Source organism: Arthrobacter sp. 10N43, assembly GCF_056394525.1.
Window position 1 is genome coordinate 140,294 of the sequence record NZ_JBFTIA010000005.1, and the last position, 19,327, is coordinate 159,620.

The window sequence follows — 19,327 nt, forward strand, 5'->3', positions numbered from 1 at the left end:
GCCGCCGTCGGGCATGGCGCCCAAAGTGCCCCCGGAGGGAGGCACCGGCGGAGACACCCCGCACACAACAAAGCTGCCGGCCGCTCGTTCCTTTCGGAAGGAGCAGCCGGCAGCCGTGGTGGGCCGGAGCCTAGACCATCGCGAGGACCATGCCCGGATCGGCCAGCATGGCGCCGAGGTCCTGGAGGAACCGTGAGCCCTGCTCGCCGTCCACCAGGCGGTGGTCGAAGGAGAGGCTGAGCGTCATGACCTGGCGCAGGGCGACCTCGTCCTGGTACTCCCACGGCATCTTCCGGACCGCACCGAGGGCCAGGATGGCGGCCTCGCCCGGGTTCAGGATGGGCGTGCCGGCGTCAATGCCGAAGACGCCGATGTTCGTGATGGAGATGGTGCCGCCGGAGAGCGCCTCGGGGCTTGTCTTCCCGGCCCGGGCCGTGTCCGTCAGTTCCGTCAGGGCGGAGGAGATCTCCAGGAGGGACATCCGGTCCGCGTCCTTGATGTTCGGAACCGTCAGCCCGCGCGGGGTCGCGGCGGCGATGCCCAGGTTCACGTAGTTGAACTGGACGATCTCCTGGTTGGCCTCATCCCACCGTGCGTTGAGCGTCGGGTGGTTGCGCAGGGCAATGAGCACCGCTTTGGAGACGAGCGTCAGCGGCGTGAGCTTGTACCCGGCGAACGCGCGGCTCGCCTTCAGCCGTGCCAGCAGCTCCATCGTGGGCGTGACGTCGACGGTCAGGAACTCGGTGACGTGCGGTGCGGTGAAGGCACTGGCGACCATGGCGGCGGCCGTGAACTTCCGCACGCCCTTGATCGGCGTGCGGGTCTCCCGCTCGCCCCGGGCCTGGGGCGCAACGGCCTGCGCCGGCGCACCGGCGAGTTCGTGAGCGGCCGCGGACTGGTCGCCGCCGGCGAAGTTCTGGACGTCCTCGCGGGTAATGAGGCCATGTTCGCCCGTGCCGGTCACCGCTTCGAGGTCGACGCCGAGATCCTTGGCCAGCTTGCGCACCGGCGGCGTGGACCGCGGACGCTCCCCCGGCACCGAGGCGGCAGGCTTGGCCTCAACCGGCTCGGCCGCGCGGACCGGCGCAACTGGAGCAGCCGCCGGAGCTGCAGCCGGAGCTGCCGGGGCTGCGAACGTGCGGGCACGGCGGGCCGGCCGGCCTGAGGCTTCGAGCACGGCTCCGTAACCCACAAGGTTCGGCTCACGCTTGGCCGCGGCCGCCTCGGGTGCGGAGCCTGCGGAGCCGTCGTCCTCAATCTCGAAGGAGACGATCGGCTTCCCGACCTCAACCACGGTGCCGGGCTGTTCGTGCAGGGCCGCGACCACACCGGCGAACGGCGAGGGCAGCTCGACGACGGCCTTGGCCGTCTCCACCTCGGCGATGATCTGGTTGAGGGTGACCGTATCCCCCACCGCGACCTTCCAGGCGACGATTTCCGATTCCGTCAGTCCTTCACCGAGGTCCGGGAGCCTGAATTCCTTGATCATGGTGGCGCTCATCCTTCCAGCCCGCTGAGGGAGTTGGGGCGGCCCATGGCGCGGTCAACGCCGTCGAGAATCCTGTCCAGGCCCGGCAGGTGGTGCATTTCCAGCTTGGAGTACGGGTACGGAACGTCGAAGCCGGTTACGCGGACCGGGGCGGCTTCGAGGTGGTAGAAGCAGCGTTCGGTGATGCTCGCGGCAACTTCGGCGCCGAGGCCGCCGGACTGGCCGGCCTCGTGCGTGATGACCAGCCGGCCGGTCTTGCGGACCGATGCCTCAAGGGTGACGAAGTCCAGCGGAGCCAGCGAGCGGAGGTCGATGACCTCGACCGAAACGCCTTCGTCCGCGGCCGCCAGTGCGGCATCGCGGGCAGTCTTGACCAGCGGACCGTAGGCCACAAGGGTGACGTCGTTGCCCTCGGTGACCACGCGGGCCTTTTCCATGGACAGCGCAGTGCTCAGGTCGACGGTCTCGTCCACCTCGCCCTTGTCGTGGTAGCGCCGCTTGGGCTCGAAGTACAGGACAGGATCGTCGGAGGCGATGGCCTGCTGGATCATGGTGTAGGCGTCCTGGGGGTTGGACACGCTGATCACGCGCAACCCCGAGGTGTGGGTGAAGTAGGCCTCGGGCGATTCCGAGTGGTGCTCCGGAGATCCGATGCCGCCGCCGAACGGGACGCGAATGGTGATGGGCATCTTGACGGCGCCCTGCGTGCGGTAGTGCATCTTGGCGACCTGGCTGACGATCTGGTCGAACGCCGGGTAGATGAACCCGTCGAACTGGATCTCCACCACCGGGCGGTAGCCGCGGTAGGCCAGGCCGACCGCGGTGCCCATGATCCCCGACTCTGCCAGCGGGGTGTCCACGACGCGGTGCTTGCCAAAGTCTTTCTGCAGGCCGTCGGTGACACGGAAGACACCGCCGAGTGCGCCGATGTCCTCCCCCATCAGGACCACCTTGGGATCGTTTTCGAGGGACTTGCGCAGGCCCGAATTGATGGCTCGGGCAAAGGTCATCTGCGTCATCAGCGTGCACCTTCTTCAGAAGAGGCTTCTGCGGGATCGCCGAAGGAAGCCAGGTAACGGGAGTAGTGCTCCTGCTGGCGGTCCAGCCAGGAGTTGGGCGTGCTGTACACGTGCTTGAAGATATCCAGCGGCTGCGGCTCGGGCATGTTGATGGTGCCGGCCCGGAGTTCCTTGGCCACGGCGTCGGCCTTCGCGGCGACGGCTGCCTCAAGGTCCGCTGTCAGCAGCCCCTTGCGGTCCAGCAGCGACTTCATCCTGCTGATCGGGTCCTTGGCGGCCCAGTCCTCGAGCTCGTTGGCGTCCCGGTAGCGGGTGGGGTCATCCGCCGTCGTGTGCGGGCCCATCCGGTAGGTCACGGCCTCGATGAAGGTGGGGCCGCCGCCGTGCCGGGCGCGGTCCAGGGCAATGCGGGTCGCCGCCATGACGGCGAGGACATCGTTGCCATCGACCCTCATGCTGGGGATGCCGAAGCCTGAGGCGCGGTCCGCCAGCTGGATGTGGGACTGCAGCCGGACGGGCTCCGAGATGGCCCAGTGGTTGTTCTGGCAGATGAAGACCACCGGCGCCTGGAAGCTCGCAGCGAAAACCATGGCTTCGTTGACGTCGCCTTCGCTCGTGGCGCCGTCACCGAAGTAGGCCACGGCGACACAGTCGGCGCCGTCGTTCTGGATGCCCATGGCATAGCCGGTGGCGTGCAGGCTCTGCGCACCGATGATGATCTGCTGGGTGGCGACGTTGACCGTGAACGGGTCCCAGCCGGCGGACGCGTTGCCCCGCCAGGCCCGGACCAGGTCTTCCGGCTTCACTCCCCGGCAATAGGCGACACCGTTGTCGCGGTAGCTGGGGAAAACAAAGTCGTCTTCGCGCAGAGCGCGGGCCGAGCCGATCTGGGATGCTTCCTGGCCGAGCAGCGGCGGCCAGAGGGCCAGCTCGCCCTGCCGCTGGAGGGCAGTGGCTTCGGCATCGATCCGGCGGATGGCCACCATGTCCTCGTAGAGCCCGCACAGCTGCTCGTCGCTGACGTCCTGGAGCCAGGAATCGAACTCCGGATGGCTGATGCGCTCGCCCGCCGGTGTGATGAGCTGGACGAGATCGCCGCCCGTCCGCCGCGCTGAATTCTCACTGTTTCCGGGGCCCCCGGCGGAAATGCCGCCCTTGCCCGCGTCGTCGGTAAACACTGTTTGTCCACACCTTCTGACGTCGTCTGACCGGAACTCGCAGGACTCGTGATCCCGCGGCGCGCCAGCCGTCCGGGCGCCGTTGCCCCGGATAATTGTGACCCTACTCACAATGCTCATCAGGCACAACCACCGGTAAAAATACTGAGCATTATGCACTATTTGCTGCCACCAGACCGTGCTAATCTTGCGCATTATGCAACCCTTGGATGGCACTGACACCCGCCTGCTTTCGGCCATGGCGCGGGACCCGCGGCGGACCGTGGTTGCCCTCGCCCAAAAGCTCGGGCTCTCCCGCAATACGGTCCAGGCCAGGATGGCCCAGCTGGAGAAGAAGCACGTCTTCCTCTCCTTCGAGCGGCGCATCAACCCGGCGTCTCTGGGGTACCCGCTGATGGCCTTCATCTCCGTCCACGTCCAGCAACAGAAACTCGGCGCCCTTGCCGTGGAACTTGCCGGGATTCCGGAAATCCTTGAGGGCTTCGGCCTCACCGGCTCCGCCGATCTTCTCCTGCGGGTGGTGGCCCTCGACGCCGAGGACCTGTTCCGGATCAACGGTAAGATCCTGGCCTGCGACGGCGTGGACCGGACCGATACCGCCCTGGCCATGAGCGAGCTGATCCCGTTCCGAATGCAACCGCTGCTGGAACGCGGATCCGCCGACACCTGAGCCAAGTCTCAGGGACCGGAGCCGCGCCCCGGATCTGTGCTGTACATCTGTGCTCGGGACATCTGTGCTCGGGGCATCTGTGCTGTACATCTGTGCTCGGGACATCTGTGCTCGGGGCGGCCGCGGCGCTAGGCTGTGTCCGTTGGGTCCCCTTGAGTTCTTTGGGGCCGCGCACGCGGCCCTGTGCAACAGGCAGTGGCTGTCTGGACTGCCGGAAAGGCTTGAACCGTGAGCAGCCCCGAGGAACCACACCGCCCGGTACCGCCGCAGCCCGGGCACGAGCCTGCGGCCGGCCACCCGGCGCCCGGACAGCCGCCCGTTCCGTACTACGCGGCCCCGCCCGGACCGCCCGCCAACGGCGCACCCTCCAATTACCCGCAGCCGAACTACGGGCCACCCGCCAACTACGGCCCGCCGCCCTACTACGGGGGCCCGGGCCAGCCGCCGCCGAAAAAGAGCCGCAAGGCCCTGTGGATCGTGTTGGGGATCGTCGGAGGCGTCCTCCTGCTGGTGACAGTCGGCGTCGTCGTCCTCCTCAACGTGGTGGGCGGAGCCACCAACCACGCCCGGGGTATCGCAGACGACTTCACCAAGCTCATCATCGCCGGCAACTTAAACAGAGCGTATGACAAGTACCTGGATCCGGCCCTGATGGAGAAGATTTCCCGCGAGGAATTCGCCACGGGGGTGCAAAGCCTGGAACTGGACGGCAGCTGCAAGCCAAACTTTTCAAGCCTCAACGTCAGCTCGAACAACGGCGCCAACGCGGCCGACGTCGCGGGATCCATTGACTGCGACACCAAGCATGTGGAGCTGGCCTACCGCTTCGAGGGCCGCGACGAGCTGAAAATGGTGAACATCCGGCTGCGGCCGCAGCGCTGACCTCGGAAAACTCTCTCGCAGCCGGCGCCCATCCACAGGCGCAAGTGGTCCGAATCGCCTTCAGAGAGTCCCGCCCGGGACCCCGCTCCCCGGCCGATGTTCCAGTCGGCCCGACAGAAAAGGATTCGGACCATGCGCACTTCACCGAACCGTCTGATCGCCACCGTTTTCGGTGCCGTCTACCTGCTGGTTGGCCTCCTTGGCTTTGTGGTCACCTCCGGCGTGGGCTTCGCCGCGACCGAGGGCGCCAACCTGATCATCTTCGAGGTCAATCCGCTGCACAACGTCATCCACCTCGCCATCGGCGCCGCCCTGCTCTACGCCGGGCTGCAAGGTGTGGCCCTGTCCAAGTCGATCAACACCGCTGTGGGTGCCGTCTACCTGCTGGTGGGCATCGTCGGGCTCTTCCTGCTCAGCTCGCCGCTGAACATCATCGCCCTCAACGGCCCGGATAACGTCCTGCACCTTGCCAGCGCCGTGCTGCTGCTGGGCGTCGGGCTGTCCATGGACAAGGCAGTCGCCCCTGCCCGCGCCCGCGCCCGCGTCTAAGGCAAGCGTTCTGTACCGCAACTGATCCACATCCATGCTGGACACCGACTCCGGGTCCCACCCAGCATCCCGGCCCGGCGTCCCAGTGACGTCGCTCCCCCACAACGCGAAAGGACGGGCGAGATGAGTTCTGTTCCGCTGAACACCAATGCACTCCCGGAACAGTTCCCCCAGCCGCGGTTGCAGCGGGAGAACGGCGACAGCGAGCACCCTGGGGCCACGACCGGCCCGGCCGGCGGCGCCACGAAGGCCGCAGCCGTTGGTCTGCTCGCGGGCTTCGCCGGCTTCGGCGCCGGAGCGGTGAACCTGGCAATCGCAGCGAGCCTGCTGCTGGCGCCCGCCTCCGGCGCGGGCGCGCCGCCGGTCAACGGCCTGTCCATTGCGGCGGGAGCAGCCGCCGGACTCTGGGGGTGCGCCCTTCTTGCCTGGACCGTCCTGACACTCCGCAAGGGGCAGATACCATGGGCCGCCCGAACCATACGAGTGCTCGTGGCGGCAGCCTTCGTGCACGCGGCCGCTGCGGCCGGGCAAGGGCTGAACGGCGGGTCGCCGGACGGGCAATCGCAGAACGGCAGCTCACTGGTGGTCAGCCAACTTGCCGCGCTGCTGTTGACCCTGATGATCGTGGCGTCCGCAGGCTGGCTGCGCCGGCAGGGCAACGGCACGGACACGTCGGCCGGCAGTGGCGCGGCGGCGGGCTCGGACACGGCCGGGCTCCGGCCCGGGCGGCTCCTGCTCGCGGCCTTTGGCTTCGCGGTCCTGGTGGCGGCAGTGGCCACGCCGGGCCTGGCCGCCTCCACAGCGGGCCAATTCGCGGTGCCTCACGGCAGCCACGGGATCCCCGCCCTCGGCGGCCAGCACCACGGCCACTAGGCACGGGGTTCGAGGCACGGGGCTCGAGCCCGAACCCGAACCCGAAAGCAAGGAGCTCCCGTGCTGATGCACGGGAGCTCCTTGCGTTGCGGCGCCTGCCCTAGTGGTTGGTGGCCTTTTCGGCACCCACACCGGTCAGGGAACGGACCTCCATCTCGGCCTGCTTCGTCGCATCTTCCTTCCGTTTGTCCAGGACCGTGCCGAGCCAGCCGAGGAAGAACGCCAGCGGGATGGACACGATGCCCGGGTTGCTCAGCGGGAAGACGGCGAAGTTGGCGCCGGGGATCATGGACGTCTTCGCCCCCGATACCACCGGGGAGAGCGCAATCAGGATGATGGCCGCGGACAATCCGCCGTACATGCTCCAGACGGCCCCCTGGGTGGTGAACCGGCGCCAGAACAGCGAGTAGAGGATGGTCGGAAGATTGGCGGAAGCTGCCACGGCGAAGGCGAGCGCCACGAGGAACGCCACATTCTGTCCGTTGGCGAAGATTCCCCCGGCGATGGCCAGCAGGCCGATCACCACCACGGTGCGGCGGGCAACCTTGACCTCAGTGCCGGCGTCGGTCTTCCCCTTGGCCAGCACGTTGGCGTAAATGTCGTGCGCGAAGGACGCCGCGGCGGTGATCGTCAGGCCCGCCACCACGGCCAGGATCGTGGCGAACGCCACCGCGGAGATGAAGCCCAGCAACAACGGTCCGCCGAGGTGGAACGCGAGCAGCGGCGCGGCCGAGTTGACCCCGCCCGGGGCGGACTTGATGGTGTCGGCTCCCACGAGCGCTGCGGCGCCGTAGCCGAGCACCAGGGTGAAGAGGTAGAAGATGCCGATCAGCCAGATGGACCACACCACGGATTTGCGGGCTTCCTTGGCCGTGGGCACCGTGTAGAAGCGCATCAGCACGTGCGGCAGGGCGGCGGTGCCGAGCACCAGCGCCAGGCCCAGGGACATGAAGTCGAGCTTGGAGGTATCGGACTTGCCGTACTGCAGGCCCGGGTTCAGGACGGCCGGGTTCTTCGCGGTTTCGGCGGCACCGCCCAGCAGGTCAGAGAGGTTGAAGCCGTAAATCGCCAGGACCCAGAAGGTCATGACGGCGGCGCCGGCAATCAGGAGCATGGCCTTGATGATCTGGACCCAGGTGGTGCCCTTCATGCCGCCGATCAGCACGTACATGATCATCAGGACGCCGACGACGATGATTACCAGGGCCTGTCCGCCCCAGTCGCTGATGCCCAGCAGCAGCGAGATGAGGCTGCCGGCGCCGGCCATCTGCGCCAGCAGGTAGAAGAAGCAGACGGCCAGGGTGGAGATGGCGGCCGCGATGCGCACGGGGCGCTGCCTGAGCCGGAAGGACAAGACATCGGCCATGGTGAATTTGCCTGTGTTGCGGAGCAGCTCGGCCACGAGCAGCAGGGCCACAAGCCAGGCCACCAGGAAGCCGATGGAGTACATGAAGCCGTCGTAGCCGTTGATGGCGATCGCCCCGGTGATGCCCAGGAAGGACGCCGCGGAGAGGTAGTCGCCCGCGATCGCCGTGCCGTTTTGGGATCCTGTGAAGGATCGTCCGGCCGCGTAGTAGTCGGCCGCGGTCTTGTTGTTGCGGCTGGCGCGGAACACGATCACCATGGTGACCGCCACGAACAGGGCGAAGATGCCCATGTTCAGCAGGGTGGTGTCTTTGAGGGCGGCGACATTGACCGCGGGAACCATAAGCGTCACTTTGCTGCCCCTCCTACCGGGTTGCCGTGCTTGTCGAATTCGTGCCCTTCGATGCCGTGGCGGATTTCGGCGGCGATGGGGTCGAGCCTGCGGTTGCAGTAGCTGACATACCAGCCGGTGATGGCGAACGTGGTCACAAACTGGAGCAGGCCCATGATCAGGCCAACGTTGATGTTGCCCCAGACTTTGGTGGACATGAAGTCCACGGCGTAGTCGGCCAGCAGCACATAGGCGAAGTACCAGAGCAGGAATGCAATGGCCATTGGAAAGACAAAGCTGCGGTGACGTGTGCGCAGTTCCTGGAACCGCTCCGTCGACTGGACTTCCTTGAAGTCCACGGCCGCCTTAGCGGCCGTTTCTTGGGCTTCGTGACCCATCGTTCCTCCTCATTGAGACTGGTGAGCCCACACCGGCTGCTTTGCTTATCGCGGGAAACCGCAGACAATCCCACCCGCCAATGTGACTGTGATCACTCTGCACCCTCGCTCGCGCTGCGTTCCAGAACCCGCGCGGCCTGCGTCGCTCAACGGTCCCGATGCTGCGCCAAACGGTGCCCTGCGACGTCCAAAAGAGCCCGCCGGGCCGCGACGGTAGGCTGGCACCATGCCGGACTCTCCCCTGTTCACCGCCGCCGCAGTCGCGGTGATCGCCCTGGCAATTGCCGTCGTCGTGGCCGTGGGGCTGAAGGTCCTCCGTTCCTTCCGTGACCTCGGCACTGATGCGGAGCGGGCCACCTACAAGACGCTGCATGCGGCGTCCCGCGCCGGCCAGTACCTGCGGACGGGCCTGAACCCTGCCGGCGCGGCCAAGGCCAGCAGGCAGCTGCGCACCCTCCTGGGCTGCGACGCCCTGGCCATCACCGACACAACCGGCGTGCTCGCGTGGGACGGCGCCGGCGAGGAACTCAAGCCTGCCCTGATGGGGCTCGCGTCAAAAGTGCTCGACGGCGGCCACCTCGCCGTGATTCCGGCGGGCGACCTCCAGTTGCGCACCGCAGGCGACGGCGGCCGGACGCTGGCGCCGGAGGTGGAGCGCGCCGTCGTGATCGCCCCGATCAAAGCCGGCACACGCGTGGTGGGCGTGGTCGCCGCCTTCGCGCCGGCCGCCGGCGCCGGACTGGTCCGCGCCACCGGCGAGGTGGCCGACTGGGTGGCCACCCAGGTGGAACTCGCCGAACTCGACGCCTCCCGCACGCTTCTGATGGAGGCGGAGGTCCGGGCCCTGCGCGCCCAGATCAGCCCGCACTTCATCTACAACTCGCTCAACGCGATCGCCTCCTTCATCAACACCGATCCGGTACGCGCGCGCGAGCTCGTGGTGGAGTTCGCCGACTTCACCCGCTACTCCTTCCGCCGCCATGGCGACTTCACCACCTTGGCCGAGGAACTGCGCTGCATCGACCGCTACCTGCTCCTGGAACGGGCCCGGTTCGGGGACCGCGTGCAGGTCAGCCTGCGGATCGCGCCGGAGGTCCTCAGCACCGTGATCCCCTTCCTGAGCCTGCAGCCCCTGGTGGAAAACGCCGTCCGGCATGGCCTGGAGGCCAAGGAGGGACCGGGCCACATTTCCATCACGGCGAACGACTCCGGCGCATTCGCGGAAGTGACGATCGAGGACGACGGCGTGGGCATGGACCCGGAGCAGCTGCGCTCCGTCCTCGCCGGGCACAGCGACGGCGATCATGTCGGGCTGCGCAACGTCGACGCCCGCCTGCGGCAGGTCTACGGTGACGAGAACGGCCTGGTGATTGAGACCGCACCGGGGGAAGGCACCCTGATCACGATGCGCGTCCCCAAGTCCCAGCCCCGGCACGACGCCTGAGCCGGTCAAAATGACCGCCGCAGTAGGCTAGAGCCATGATTAACGTCCTCGTCGCCGACGACGAGCTCCCCGCCGTCGAGGAACTGGCCTTCCTGCTCGGCAAGGATGACCGGATCGGCGCCATCCACCGCGCCTCCTCCGGCGCCGAGGCCCTCCGGGCGCTCGAAGCCGAGACGGTCGACGCCGTCTTCCTCGACATCCACATGCCGGCCCTGTCAGGGCTGGACATTGCCCGGGTCATTGCCCGCAGCGCACGCCCTCCTGCCGTGGTCTTCGTAACCGCGGACGAGGACTGCGCCCTGGAGGCCTTCGAGCTCGCGGCCGTGGACTACCTCCTGAAGCCCGTGCGCGCAGAACGGCTGGCGAAATCGATCGGTCGCATCAGCGAACTGCTCAAGGACGGCGCCCCGGCCCCCGAAATGATCACCGTGGACCTGGGCGGGACCACCAAGATGATCCGCCGCGAAGACGTCACGTACGTCCAGGCGCAGGGCGACTATGCACGGCTGCACACGGCGGAGGCGAGCTACCTGGTCAGGGTTCCGCTGGCCGACCTGGAACAGCAGTGGGCCGACGCCGGATTCCTGCGCATCCACCGCTCCTACCTGATCGCGCTGAGCCACGTCAGCCAGATGAAGCTGGCTGCGGCGCGGCCCAGCGTCACCGTGGCCGGGGCCGAACTGCCCATCAGCCGCCGGCACCTGCCGGCGGTCCGGGAAAAGCTCGAAGCAAGCCGGATCCGGCCGCAGGCATGACGCGGGTCCGGGTCACGGCGCCCCGAAGCGTCAAGGCAGGAACCGTCACGGCGGGCAGCCCCTCGCCGGGCAGTGCCACACCGAACGGTTCCGCCCTGGCCGGCGGGCACTCCGCGGCGGCCGCACGCGAGGCGGCGGAGGAATCCGACGCCGGCCAGTTGTTCGTCCGCTCCCTCATCCGGTCCCAACTCCGGCTGGCCCTGGTGGTGGGCCTGGGGTTCCTGCTGATCCTGCTGGCCTTCCCGCTCATGCTGGGGCTGGTTCCGGGCCTGGCCGGCTCCACTATTGCCGGCCTTCCCTTCGACTGGGTCCTTCTCGGTGCCGGAATCTATCCCGTGATCGGCCTGAGCGCGTGGCTGTACGTGCGCACCGCCGCCAGGAACGAGGCCCGCTACCGGGACCTCGCCGGCGAAAAGTGAGGGGCACGGGCAGGGTGAGCGGAACGTGAACCCCGCCGTCGGGGTGGCGGCGTTCGCTGCCGTCTCACTCGCCACGGCCGTCATCGGTTTCTACGGGTTGCGGGTCTCGCGCACCACCGGGGACTTCTATGTCGCGTCCCGGACGGTCAAGCCATGGTGGAATGCCTCGGCAATAGGTGGCGAGTATCTCTCCGCCGCGAGCTTCCTCGGCGTCGCAGGGCTCATCCTGCTCTCCGGCACGGATGCACTGTGGTATCCGGTGGGGTACACGGCCGGCTACCTGATGCTGCTCCTGTTCGTCGCGGCTCCCCTGCGCCGCTCGGGCGCCTACACGATTCCGGATTTCACCGAGGCGCGCCTCGATTCGCGGGCCGTCCGGCGCGTCACGAGCCTGGTGGTGGTCCTGGTCGGCTGGCTCTACATCGTCCCGCAGCTCCATGGGGCCGCCCTGGCCATCCGGATCACCACGGGCCTGCCGGCCTGGGTGGGCCCGGTGGCGGTGGTCGGCGTCGTGTGCATCACCGTGGTGGCCGGCGGGATGCGCTCCATTACCTTTGTCCAGGCGTTCCAGTACTGGCTCAAGCTCACCGCACTGGCGGTGCCGTTCGTGTTCCTGCTGTTTGTGCTGGGCGGCAGCAACGCCGCGGCGGCGTCCCCGGCAGCCAACCCGACGGCGCTGGCCCCCGCGGGCCCGTACCAGATCATTTCGCTGCTGGTGGCCCTGCTCTTTGGGACGCTGGGGCTCCCCCACGTCCTGGTGCGTTTCTACACCAATCCGGACGGGCAGTCCGCCCGGCGGACCACCCTGATTGTCCTGGGCCTGCTGTCGGTCTTCTACTTGTTCCCGACCGCGTACGGGATGCTGGGCCGGTTGTTCGCCGCGGACATTGCCCAGAGCGGCCAGGCCGATGCCCTGGTCCTCCTGCTGCCGGGCCGGATGGTCGGCGGGCTCGCAGGAGACCTGCTGACCGCGCTCGTGGTGGCCGGGGCGTTCGCGGCGTTCCTGTCGACGACGTCCGGCCTGGTGGTCTCTCTGGCGGGTGTGATCAGCCAGGACGTGTTCGGCGGCAGTGTCCGGGGTTTCCGGCTGGCCGCACTGATCTCGGCCCTCGTCCCGCTGGGGATCGCGTCGATGACCGAATCCCTGGCGCTGGCCGGCAGCGTGGGGCTCGTGTTTGCCTTTACCGCGTCCACGATCTGCCCGGTGCTGCTGCTGGGCATCTGGTGGCGCGGGCTGACGGACGTCGGGGCCATCACCGGCATGGCGACCGGCGGTGTGCTCTGCGGCAGCGCAATGGTGGCCGGCTCGGTGCTGGGCGCTGCGCAGACGCCGTCGTGGCTGGCGATGCCCGCGGCGTGGACGGTCCCGGCGGCGTTCGCCGTCACGGTCTTGGTCTCCCGGGCCACGCAGGGCCGCGTTCCGCGGACCTTGACGCGCATCATGACCCGGCTGCACACCCCGGAGCGGCCGCTCGCGACGGAGCGGTGACCCGGCGTCAGGCAGGATCCGCCGGCATTCCGGCGTCGGGCAGGATCAGTCGAGGAACCTAGTCGATGGCGGCCATGAGCTCGACGGCGCGCTCGAGGAACGCGTCCACCTGGCTTTCCTCGTAGCCTTCCCGGCCAACGGCGGGGCGGAACACGGCGCGCCGGACGTTGTCCACGCTCAGCGGCTGGTCCTCCTCGAGGTAGCCGATCAGGTCGTGGCACAAGTCGTCGACGTCAGTGGTGTTGTAGCTGCGGGCCTTGGCCTTCGACGGGCGGCGGAAGCGCTCGCCGTCCGGGCGGTGCAGACGCCCGCGCAGGACGCCCGCGAGCCGGCCGATTTCACGCAGCCAGGCTTCCTCGCCGCGTTCGGCAACCAGCTCATCGCGCTCCTGCCGGGCGAGGGCGTCTTCGAGCCGGTCCAGCGCGGCATCCACGCCAGCTGCGGCGTAGCCGCCCTTCACCGGGTCGAAGGACACTGCGCGGACGTCGGAGCTCTTGATGGCGCGGGCGGCCGGGGACGGAGTTTCGAATGACACCCTGGCGCGCTGCAGGAAATCGTCGACCTGCCTGGCGTTGTAGCCATACTGGTTCCGCTGCACGCGGTCAAAAGACGCAGGAATCTGCCGTTGAATGTCCACTGTTACTTTGTTCCTTTGATGCCGTTCGGCTGGTTTGCTCGGCACCATTCTAGGCGCCGGAGGGGCTGGTCCGGGTGCTTCTAGCTGCCAGCGACGGCCGAGAACAGGATGAACGCCGCCGGCGAGGCGAACACAATCGAGTCCAGGCGGTCCATGACGCCTCCGTGGCCGGGGAGGATGCTGCTCATGTCCTTGATGCCGAGCTCGCGCTTGACCATGGATTCGGCGAGGTCGCCGGCGGTGGCCGCCGCCACCATGCCCACGGCGAGCACGACGCCGAACCACCACGGCTTGCCGAGCACGAAGATCATGGCGAGCACGCCTACGATCACGGCCCCGGCAATCGAGCCGGCAAAGCCTTCCCAGGTCTTCTTCGGGCTGATCTTGGGGGCCATCGGGTGCTTGCCCAGGGATGCGCCTACGAGGTAGCCGAAGGTGTCGTTGGCGACCACCAGGAGCAGCAGCGTCGCGATCTGCCACGCGCCGGGCGGGATCACCCCGTCAGGCCAGAGGCCAATGGGGGTCTCGCCGTCGGCGGTGTGCAGGAGCAGTGTTGCGAAGCTGATCAGGAACGGCACCCAGGACAGCGTGAAGACACCTGCGAAGATGCTCCGCGCCGATCCGGCGGCGCCTTCCAGAGTCCGCCACAACAACACCGCCACGCTGCTGACGAGCATGGCAAAGAGCAGGCTCTCGAGGCCGCCGAAGTAGGCAGCGACCGGCATGCCGACCGTGCCGACCATCACCGGGACGATCGGCAGGCGGGTGCCGGCGGCTTCAAGCGCGCGGTAGATTTCCCAGACGCCGAAGATCGCGAAGGTGGTGGTCACCAGGACGAAACCGAGCGGCAGGAACAGCAGGCCGCCGAGGACACACACGAGCATGCCAACGCCAGAGCCGATGGCGGCGGGCAGGTTCCGGCCAGCTTTGGGCGTAGGGTTTTCGCGCCGTGTCCCCCGCCTCCGGGCGCGTGGCCCGGGGGCCTCCTTTGCCTGATCCATCAGACCTCGAGCAGCTCAGCTTCCTTGCGCTTGAGCAGCTCGTCAATGCCGTCCACATGCGCCTTGGTGAGGGCGTCGAGTTCCTTCTCGCCGCGTGCGCCTTCGTCTTCGCCGGCTTCGCCGTCCTTGACGAGCTTGTCCAGGGTTTCCTTGGCCTTGCGGCGGATGTTGCGGATGGACACCTTCGCGTCCTCGCCCTTGGACTTGACGATCTTGACGTATTCCTTGCGCCGCTCGCTGGTCAGCTCGGGAATCGTGATCCGGATGACGTTGCCGTCGTTGGAGGGGTTGGCGCCCACCTCCGAGTCGCTCAGGGCGCGTTCGATGTCGCGCAGCGCCGTCTTGTCGTACGGGGTGATGAGGATCGTCCGGGCATCCGGGACCGCGAAAGAAGCCAGCTGCTGCAGCGGCGTCGGCGTGCCGTAGTACTCAACGATGACCTTGTTGTACAGGCCAGGCGTCGCGCGGCCCGTCCGGATCGAGGCGAAGTCGTCCTTGGCTACCTCAACTGCCTTGTCCATCTTGTCCCCGGCTTCGAGCAAGGTTTCTTCGATCACGGTCTCTCCTCAGAAATTGGTGCGTCCCGGGGGCCGGGGCGCGGCACGTCTTCTTGTGCGCCTGCGGCTTCCGCCCGGCGCGTGTGTCTTCCGCCTAGCGGCGGAAAGGTCCTGAAAACATCCTAGCCGTTGCTACGGGGTGACGACGGTGCCCAGGTCTTCGCCGAGGATGGCGCGGGTGACGTTGCCCTCCCCTTCCATGCCAAAGACCACCATGGTGAGGTTGTTGTCCTTGCACATGGTCATGGCGGTCTGGTCCATCACGCGGATGTCCCGGCGCAGGGCGTCGTCGTAGCTGAGGTGGTGCAGCTTCTCCGCCGTCGGGTCCTTTTTCGGGTCGGCGGTGTAAACGCCGTCGACGCCGCTCTTGGCCATCAGGACGACGTCGGCGTGGACCTCCAGGGCGCGCTGGGCAGCGACGGTATCGGTGGAGAAGTACGGCAGGCCGGCGCCGGCGCCGAAGATGACAACCCGGCCCTTTTCCATGTGGCGGATGGCGCGGCGGGGAATGTAGGCCTCGGCGACCTGGCCCATGGTGATGGCGCTCTGCACGCGCGTTTCCACCCCGGCCTGCTCCAGGAAGTCCTGGAGGGCGAGGCAGTTCATGACGGTTCCGAGCATGCCCATGTAGTCGGCGCGGGAACGGTCCATGCCGCTCTGGGACAGTTCGGCGCCGCGGAAGAAGTTGCCTCCGCCGACGACGATTGCTACCTCGACGTCGGGAACTGCTGCGGCGATCTGCTTGGCCACGCCGCGGACGGTATCCGGGTCAACGCCAAGTTTCCCGCCGCCGAAGACCTCGCCGGAGAGCTTCAAGAGGACGCGGCGCCTGTTCTTCTTTGGCTGGGCTGAAGTGGTGACGGTTTCCATGGTGCCTTCCCGTTGGTGAACTCTGAGTTAGGTTATCGTGCTGGACGCCGAAGGCGGCATTCGGGCCGTGACCGGAACGGGTGCCTCGCGCGTGCATGCAAAAGGGGTGGCCACCATGGTGACCACCCCCTTAGCGTGTCTGACTAATGCCTGACTGGTGTCTGGCCAGCCGCTGACTAGGAACCGACGCGGAAGCGCGTGAACGCGGTGCCCTTGACGCCGGCCTCTTCGAGGACCTGCGCGACGGACTTCTTGGCGTCCTTGGCGAAGGCCTGGTCGAGGAGAACCTCGCCCTTGTAGAAGCCGGTAACGCGGCCTTCTACGATCTTGGTCATCGCAGCTTCGGGCTTGCCCTCGGCCTTGGCGGTTTCCTCGGCGATGCGTCGCTCGGACTCGACGAGCTCGGCCGGAACGTCCTCACGGGAGAGGTAGTTCGGGGACATCGCGGCGACGTGCACGGCGACGTCGTGAGCTGCGGTGGCAGCCGCTTCGCCTTCGCCGTCGACAGCGAACAGAACGCCGACCTGGGCCGGGAGGTCCTTGGAGGTCTTGTGCAGGTAAGCGTCGACCGTTGCACCCTCGATGCGGGAGATGCGGCGGACAACAACCTTCTCGCCCAGGATGGCGCCTTCTTCGACGACAACCTCGGAGAGCGGCTTGCCGTCAACCTCGGTGGCCAGCAGGGTCTCGAGATCGGCAGCGCCGGACTCGACGGCCACGGCCAGGACCTTGTCGGCCAGCTGGATGAACTTGTCAGCCTTGGCGACGAAGTCGGTTTCGCAGTTGACTTCGATCATCACGCCGACGCCGTTGGCGACCTTGGCAGCAACCAGGCCTTCAGCGGTGGAGCGGCCTTCGCGCTTGGTGGCGCCCTTCAGGCCCTTGATGCGGATGATTTCGATGGCCTTCTCGGCGTCACCGTTGGCTTCGTCAAGAGCCTTCTTGACATCCATCATGCCGGCGCCGGTGCGCTCGCGCAGAGCCTTGATATCAGCGGCAGTGTAGTTCGCCATGTGAACCCCTCTGTCTAGAAATTTTATGTGGTGTACGGACCGACAGGACGGCTGCTCACCAGGTGAGCGGCCATCCTGTCGGTACCCCTATGCACCGGAGCGCATGCGGGGAGATCCAGATTTATTTGTCTGACTACTTGGCTTCGTCGGCGGCCGGTGCTTCTTCAGCAGCCGGTGCGGCTTCAGCGGCCGGAGCAGCCTCGGCAGCGGGAGCCTCTTCGGCTGCCGGTGCGGCTTCAGCGGCGGGCGCTGCAGCAGCTTCAGCCTTGTTGCCTTCGAGGAGCTCGCGCTCCCACTCGGCCAGCGGCTCTTCCGGAGCTTCCGTGGTGCCGGTGGCGCGCTGGTTGCGGGCGATGAGGCCCTCAGCAACGGCGTCGGCGACAACGCGGGTCAGCAGGTTGACGGAGCGGATGGCGTCGTCGTTGCCCGGGATCGGGAAGTCGACTTCGTCAGGATCGCAGTTGGTGTCCAGGATGGCCACAACCGGGATGTTCAGCTTCTTGGCTTCGTCGACAGCAAGGTGTTCCTTCTTGGTGTCAACGATCCACAGAGCGGAGGGCGCCTTGGTCAGGTTGCGGATACCACCGAGGTTGGTTTCCAGCTTGGTGAGTTCGCGGCGAAGGAGCAGCAGTTCCTTCTTGGTGTACGCGGAACCGGCGACGTCGTCGAAGTCGATCTCTTCGAGTTCCTTCATGCGCTGGATGCGCTTGGAGACCGTCTGGAAGTTGGTCAGCATACCGCCGAGCCAACGCTGGTTGACGTACGGCTGGCCAACGCGGGTGGCCTGCTCGGCGATGGATTCCTGCGCCTGCTTCTTGGTGCCGACGAAGAGGACGGTGCCGCCGTGTGCAACGGTGGCCTTCACGAACTCGTAGGCACGGTCGATGTAGGACAGCGACTGCTGCAGGTCAATGATGTAGATACCGTTGCGCTCCGTGAAGATGAACCGCTTCATCTTCGGGTTCCAACGGCGGGTCTGGTGTCCAAAGTGGACGCCGCTGTCAAGCAGCTGGCGCATAGTTACGACGGGCATGCCGACGCTCCTTCCGGCAGGTCATTCATGAGAGAGCCCATGGCTCTCTTACCCTGCCAATAGTTGACGGTTGTTTAGCTTTCGCCCGGGGCGGGCGTTGCTCCTGGCATCCACCGCGCTTCCCATCCGTGCCATATGGAACGGACCGCAGGAGGCGCAGTCCTCCGCAGCGGAAGTTTTAGGCTTCTTTTGAGGAGGGCTGGATACGCGTTAGTCAGCCACTGCTCCCCCGCACCCCTGAATGAGGCGTGCCGGCTCGGACAATCTCGATTAACGCGATGAACTAGCGTGAGGGCACAGCAAACTGCTCCACCAAGTGTACTACAGCGGCCCCGCCCCGGAGGACGGTTTTCGCAGGGCAGCGGGCCGGCGAAACAGGGCTTGCGCAGGGGCCTGCGGTCCCGGGCCGGCGGGGCCTCCGGAGGCGCAGGCGGGCCTGCTGAAGGGCGGGCCGGTGGCTGGATTGACTGTCGGGCCGGTGGCCGGATTGACTGCCGGGCAGGTGGCCGGATTGACTGCCGGGCAGGCGGCTGGATTGGCTGCCGGGCTGGCGGGCTGATTGTCTGCCGGGCCGGCGGGCTGATTGTCTGCCGGACTGGCCGCCGGATCCACCCCTGGCTTCCCCCCACTTTCCGCCCGTACCGCTATCCACATAGCCACCCGTGGCAGTTCCACCCGACTCCCCGCCCGGGCAGGCTGGTGCCATGAAGATTCTCCCCGGCCTGGCGGCTGTGCTCCTGTTACTCTCGCCCCTCGCCGCCGATTCCCCCGCAGAGGTTCCTGGGCTTGCGACGTCCACGGTCCGCGGCTCCCACGAGGCAGGGTCTGTCCCGGCACCTGACTGGAGTTGGCCGCTCAGCCCGCGGCCGGCGGTTCTGCGGGCCTTCGATCCCCCGGCCAGGCCATGGCTCAGCGGCCACCGCGGCGTGGACCTTGCGGCGGCCCAGGTTGGCACCCCGGTTATCTCGCCGGCCGCCGGGACGGTGAGCTTCGTCGGGGTCGTGGTGGACCGGCCGGTCATCACGATCGATCACGGCAACGGGCTGCGCAGCAGCTTCGAACCGGTGGCGAGCGCCCTGGCAGTAGGGGCCGCCGTGGCGGCGGGTGACATCCTGGGGCAGCTGCGGGCCGGCCACTGCGGCCCGGCGCCGCCCTGTCTCCATTGGGGCGTCCGCCGCGGCGAGGAATACATCAATCCGCTGGCCTTCGTGATGGATCTCAGACCCTCGGTCCTGCTCCCGCCCCTTAGCTCCGGGCCCGGGTGACGCCGGCCCGAACGGCCGGCCGCAGCTGATTCCGCACGACTGCGCGCACTGTTCCTCCGCGCACTGTTCACCGTGCACAGTTCACCGCGC

At 67.4% G+C, this 19,327-nt stretch carries 20 protein-coding genes; 9 read left to right on the top strand and 11 right to left on the bottom strand.

The window, feature by feature from the left end; all coding sequences use genetic code 11:
- Positions 1–130 precede the first annotated feature (130 nt).
- The 3 genes from AC1DDO_RS12345 to pdhA are packed head-to-tail and all read right to left on the bottom strand — an operon-like array spanning position 131 to position 3,686.
- On the bottom strand, positions 131–1,501 hold the full coding sequence (locus AC1DDO_RS12345) for a dihydrolipoamide acetyltransferase family protein (protein ID WP_476971928.1): 1,371 nt from the start codon (positions 1,499–1,501) through the stop codon (positions 131–133).
- Entirely contained in the window at positions 1,498–2,508 is a 1,011-nt protein-coding gene (locus AC1DDO_RS12350) for an alpha-ketoacid dehydrogenase subunit beta (protein ID WP_441409373.1), read from the bottom strand. Before AC1DDO_RS12350 ends, AC1DDO_RS12345 begins: the two co-directional genes overlap by 4 nt.
- Positions 2,508–3,686 (bottom strand): pyruvate dehydrogenase (acetyl-transferring) E1 component subunit alpha, encoded by a 1,179-nt coding sequence (gene pdhA / locus AC1DDO_RS12355; protein ID WP_476869011.1) that lies wholly within the window; start codon positions 3,684–3,686, stop codon positions 2,508–2,510. Before pdhA ends, AC1DDO_RS12350 begins: the two co-directional genes overlap by 1 nt.
- 196 nt (positions 3,687–3,882) lie before the next feature.
- Here pdhA and AC1DDO_RS12360 point away from each other — a divergent pair, with 196 nt between their 5' ends.
- From AC1DDO_RS12360 to AC1DDO_RS12375, 4 genes are all read left to right on the top strand, one after another.
- Positions 3,883–4,356, top strand: coding sequence for an Lrp/AsnC family transcriptional regulator (locus AC1DDO_RS12360; protein ID WP_441409371.1), 474 nt, complete (start codon positions 3,883–3,885; stop codon positions 4,354–4,356).
- 228 nt (positions 4,357–4,584) lie between these two features.
- Positions 4,585–5,238 (top strand): hypothetical protein, encoded by a 654-nt coding sequence (locus tag AC1DDO_RS12365; RefSeq protein WP_476971929.1) that lies wholly within the window; start codon positions 4,585–4,587, stop codon positions 5,236–5,238.
- A gap of 132 nt (positions 5,239–5,370) precedes the next feature.
- Positions 5,371–5,787 carry a DUF4383 domain-containing protein gene (locus AC1DDO_RS12370; RefSeq protein WP_476971930.1) on the top strand — a complete coding sequence of 139 codons (417 nt, stop codon included), beginning with the start codon at positions 5,371–5,373 and terminating at the stop codon, positions 5,785–5,787.
- A gap of 123 nt (positions 5,788–5,910) precedes the next feature.
- Positions 5,911–6,660 carry a hypothetical protein gene (locus tag AC1DDO_RS12375; RefSeq protein ID WP_476971931.1) on the top strand — a complete coding sequence of 250 codons (750 nt, stop codon included), beginning with the start codon at positions 5,911–5,913 and terminating at the stop codon, positions 6,658–6,660.
- Between the two features lie 100 nt (positions 6,661–6,760).
- Here the strand turns inward: AC1DDO_RS12375 and AC1DDO_RS12380 are convergent, their stop codons facing one another.
- Both AC1DDO_RS12380 and AC1DDO_RS12385 read right to left on the bottom strand, forming a co-directional pair.
- Complete coding sequence (locus AC1DDO_RS12380; protein WP_476972064.1) at positions 6,761–8,368, bottom strand: solute symporter family protein; 1,608 nt, start codon at positions 8,366–8,368, stop codon at positions 6,761–6,763.
- A gap of 5 nt (positions 8,369–8,373) precedes the next feature.
- Complete coding sequence (locus tag AC1DDO_RS12385) at positions 8,374–8,754, bottom strand: DUF485 domain-containing protein (RefSeq protein ID WP_476869015.1); 381 nt, start codon at positions 8,752–8,754, stop codon at positions 8,374–8,376.
- 226 nt (positions 8,755–8,980) lie between these two features.
- Here AC1DDO_RS12385 and AC1DDO_RS12390 point away from each other — a divergent pair, with 226 nt between their 5' ends.
- The 4 genes from AC1DDO_RS12390 to AC1DDO_RS12405 are packed head-to-tail and all read left to right on the top strand — an operon-like array spanning position 8,981 to position 12,861.
- Positions 8,981–10,198, top strand: coding sequence for a sensor histidine kinase (locus AC1DDO_RS12390; protein WP_476971932.1), 1,218 nt, complete (start codon positions 8,981–8,983; stop codon positions 10,196–10,198).
- Positions 10,199–10,233: 35 nt separating this feature from the next.
- The gene (locus tag AC1DDO_RS12395) at positions 10,234–10,953 is read left to right on the top strand and encodes a LytR/AlgR family response regulator transcription factor (RefSeq protein WP_476869017.1); all 720 of its coding nucleotides are present in this window, start codon (positions 10,234–10,236) and stop codon (positions 10,951–10,953) included.
- Positions 10,950–11,372 carry a DUF485 domain-containing protein gene (locus AC1DDO_RS12400; RefSeq protein WP_476869018.1) on the top strand — a complete coding sequence of 141 codons (423 nt, stop codon included), beginning with the start codon at positions 10,950–10,952 and terminating at the stop codon, positions 11,370–11,372. Before AC1DDO_RS12395 ends, AC1DDO_RS12400 begins: the two co-directional genes overlap by 4 nt.
- 25 nt (positions 11,373–11,397) lie before the next feature.
- Positions 11,398–12,861 carry a sodium/solute symporter gene (locus tag AC1DDO_RS12405; protein WP_476869019.1) on the top strand — a complete coding sequence of 488 codons (1,464 nt, stop codon included), beginning with the start codon at positions 11,398–11,400 and terminating at the stop codon, positions 12,859–12,861.
- Positions 12,862–12,919: 58 nt separating this feature from the next.
- On the opposite strand, the gene AC1DDO_RS12410 is transcribed toward AC1DDO_RS12405, so the two are convergent.
- From AC1DDO_RS12410 to rpsB, 6 genes are all read right to left on the bottom strand, one after another.
- Entirely contained in the window at positions 12,920–13,546 is a 627-nt protein-coding gene (locus AC1DDO_RS12410) for a DivIVA domain-containing protein (protein ID WP_476869020.1), read from the bottom strand.
- 32 nt (positions 13,547–13,578) lie between these two features.
- The gene (locus tag AC1DDO_RS12415; RefSeq protein WP_441409360.1) at positions 13,579–14,499 is read right to left on the bottom strand and encodes a phosphatidate cytidylyltransferase; all 921 of its coding nucleotides are present in this window, start codon (positions 14,497–14,499) and stop codon (positions 13,579–13,581) included.
- Positions 14,499–15,056, bottom strand: a complete 558-nt coding sequence (gene frr / locus AC1DDO_RS12420) for a ribosome recycling factor (RefSeq protein ID WP_441409359.1) — start codon at positions 15,054–15,056, stop codon at positions 14,499–14,501. Before frr ends, AC1DDO_RS12415 begins: the two co-directional genes overlap by 1 nt.
- A gap of 132 nt (positions 15,057–15,188) precedes the next feature.
- Positions 15,189–15,926 (bottom strand): UMP kinase, encoded by a 738-nt coding sequence (gene pyrH, locus AC1DDO_RS12425; protein WP_441409358.1) that lies wholly within the window; start codon positions 15,924–15,926, stop codon positions 15,189–15,191.
- A gap of 176 nt (positions 15,927–16,102) precedes the next feature.
- Complete coding sequence (tsf, locus tag AC1DDO_RS12430) at positions 16,103–16,939, bottom strand: translation elongation factor Ts (protein WP_441409357.1); 837 nt, start codon at positions 16,937–16,939, stop codon at positions 16,103–16,105.
- 133 nt (positions 16,940–17,072) lie between these two features.
- On the bottom strand, positions 17,073–17,972 hold the full coding sequence (gene rpsB, locus AC1DDO_RS12435; RefSeq protein WP_476869021.1) for a 30S ribosomal protein S2: 900 nt from the start codon (positions 17,970–17,972) through the stop codon (positions 17,073–17,075).
- Positions 17,973–18,676: 704 nt separating this feature from the next.
- Here rpsB and AC1DDO_RS12440 point away from each other — a divergent pair.
- On the top strand, positions 18,677–19,237 hold the full coding sequence (locus tag AC1DDO_RS12440) for a M23 family metallopeptidase (protein WP_476869022.1): 561 nt from the start codon (positions 18,677–18,679) through the stop codon (positions 19,235–19,237).
- Positions 19,238–19,327 lie beyond the last annotated feature (90 nt).

What these genes read in the sequence shown, in the direction of transcription:
- AC1DDO_RS12345 (WP_476971928.1), bottom strand. Translation starts at nt 1,501, where the DNA reads ATGAGCGCCACCATGATCAAGGAATTCAGGCTCCCGGACCTCGGTGAA.
- AC1DDO_RS12370 (WP_476971930.1), top strand. Translation starts at nt 5,371, where the DNA reads ATGCGCACTTCACCGAACCGTCTGATCGCCACCGTTTTCGGTGCCGTC.
- AC1DDO_RS12390 (WP_476971932.1), top strand. Translation starts at nt 8,981, where the DNA reads ATGCCGGACTCTCCCCTGTTCACCGCCGCCGCAGTCGCGGTGATCGCC.
- pyrH (WP_441409358.1), bottom strand. Translation starts at nt 15,926, where the DNA reads ATGGAAACCGTCACCACTTCAGCCCAGCCAAAGAAGAACAGGCGCCGC.
- AC1DDO_RS12400 (WP_476869018.1), top strand. Translation starts at nt 10,950, where the DNA reads ATGACGCGGGTCCGGGTCACGGCGCCCCGAAGCGTCAAGGCAGGAACC.
- AC1DDO_RS12350 (WP_441409373.1), bottom strand. Translation starts at nt 2,508, where the DNA reads ATGACGCAGATGACCTTTGCCCGAGCCATCAATTCGGGCCTGCGCAAG.
- AC1DDO_RS12410 (WP_476869020.1), bottom strand. Translation starts at nt 13,546, where the DNA reads ATGGTGCCGAGCAAACCAGCCGAACGGCATCAAAGGAACAAAGTAACA.
- AC1DDO_RS12360 (WP_441409371.1), top strand. Translation starts at nt 3,883, where the DNA reads ATGCAACCCTTGGATGGCACTGACACCCGCCTGCTTTCGGCCATGGCG.
- AC1DDO_RS12415 (WP_441409360.1), bottom strand. Translation starts at nt 14,499, where the DNA reads ATGGATCAGGCAAAGGAGGCCCCCGGGCCACGCGCCCGGAGGCGGGGG.
- AC1DDO_RS12395 (WP_476869017.1), top strand. Translation starts at nt 10,234, where the DNA reads ATGATTAACGTCCTCGTCGCCGACGACGAGCTCCCCGCCGTCGAGGAA.
- AC1DDO_RS12385 (WP_476869015.1), bottom strand. Translation starts at nt 8,754, where the DNA reads ATGGGTCACGAAGCCCAAGAAACGGCCGCTAAGGCGGCCGTGGACTTC.
- AC1DDO_RS12380 (WP_476972064.1), bottom strand. Translation starts at nt 8,368, where the DNA reads ATGGTTCCCGCGGTCAATGTCGCCGCCCTCAAAGACACCACCCTGCTG.
- AC1DDO_RS12375 (WP_476971931.1), top strand. Translation starts at nt 5,911, where the DNA reads ATGAGTTCTGTTCCGCTGAACACCAATGCACTCCCGGAACAGTTCCCC.
- tsf (WP_441409357.1), bottom strand. Translation starts at nt 16,939, where the DNA reads ATGGCGAACTACACTGCCGCTGATATCAAGGCTCTGCGCGAGCGCACC.
- rpsB (WP_476869021.1), bottom strand. Translation starts at nt 17,972, where the DNA reads ATGCCCGTCGTAACTATGCGCCAGCTGCTTGACAGCGGCGTCCACTTT.
- AC1DDO_RS12440 (WP_476869022.1), top strand. Translation starts at nt 18,677, where the DNA reads ATGAAGATTCTCCCCGGCCTGGCGGCTGTGCTCCTGTTACTCTCGCCC.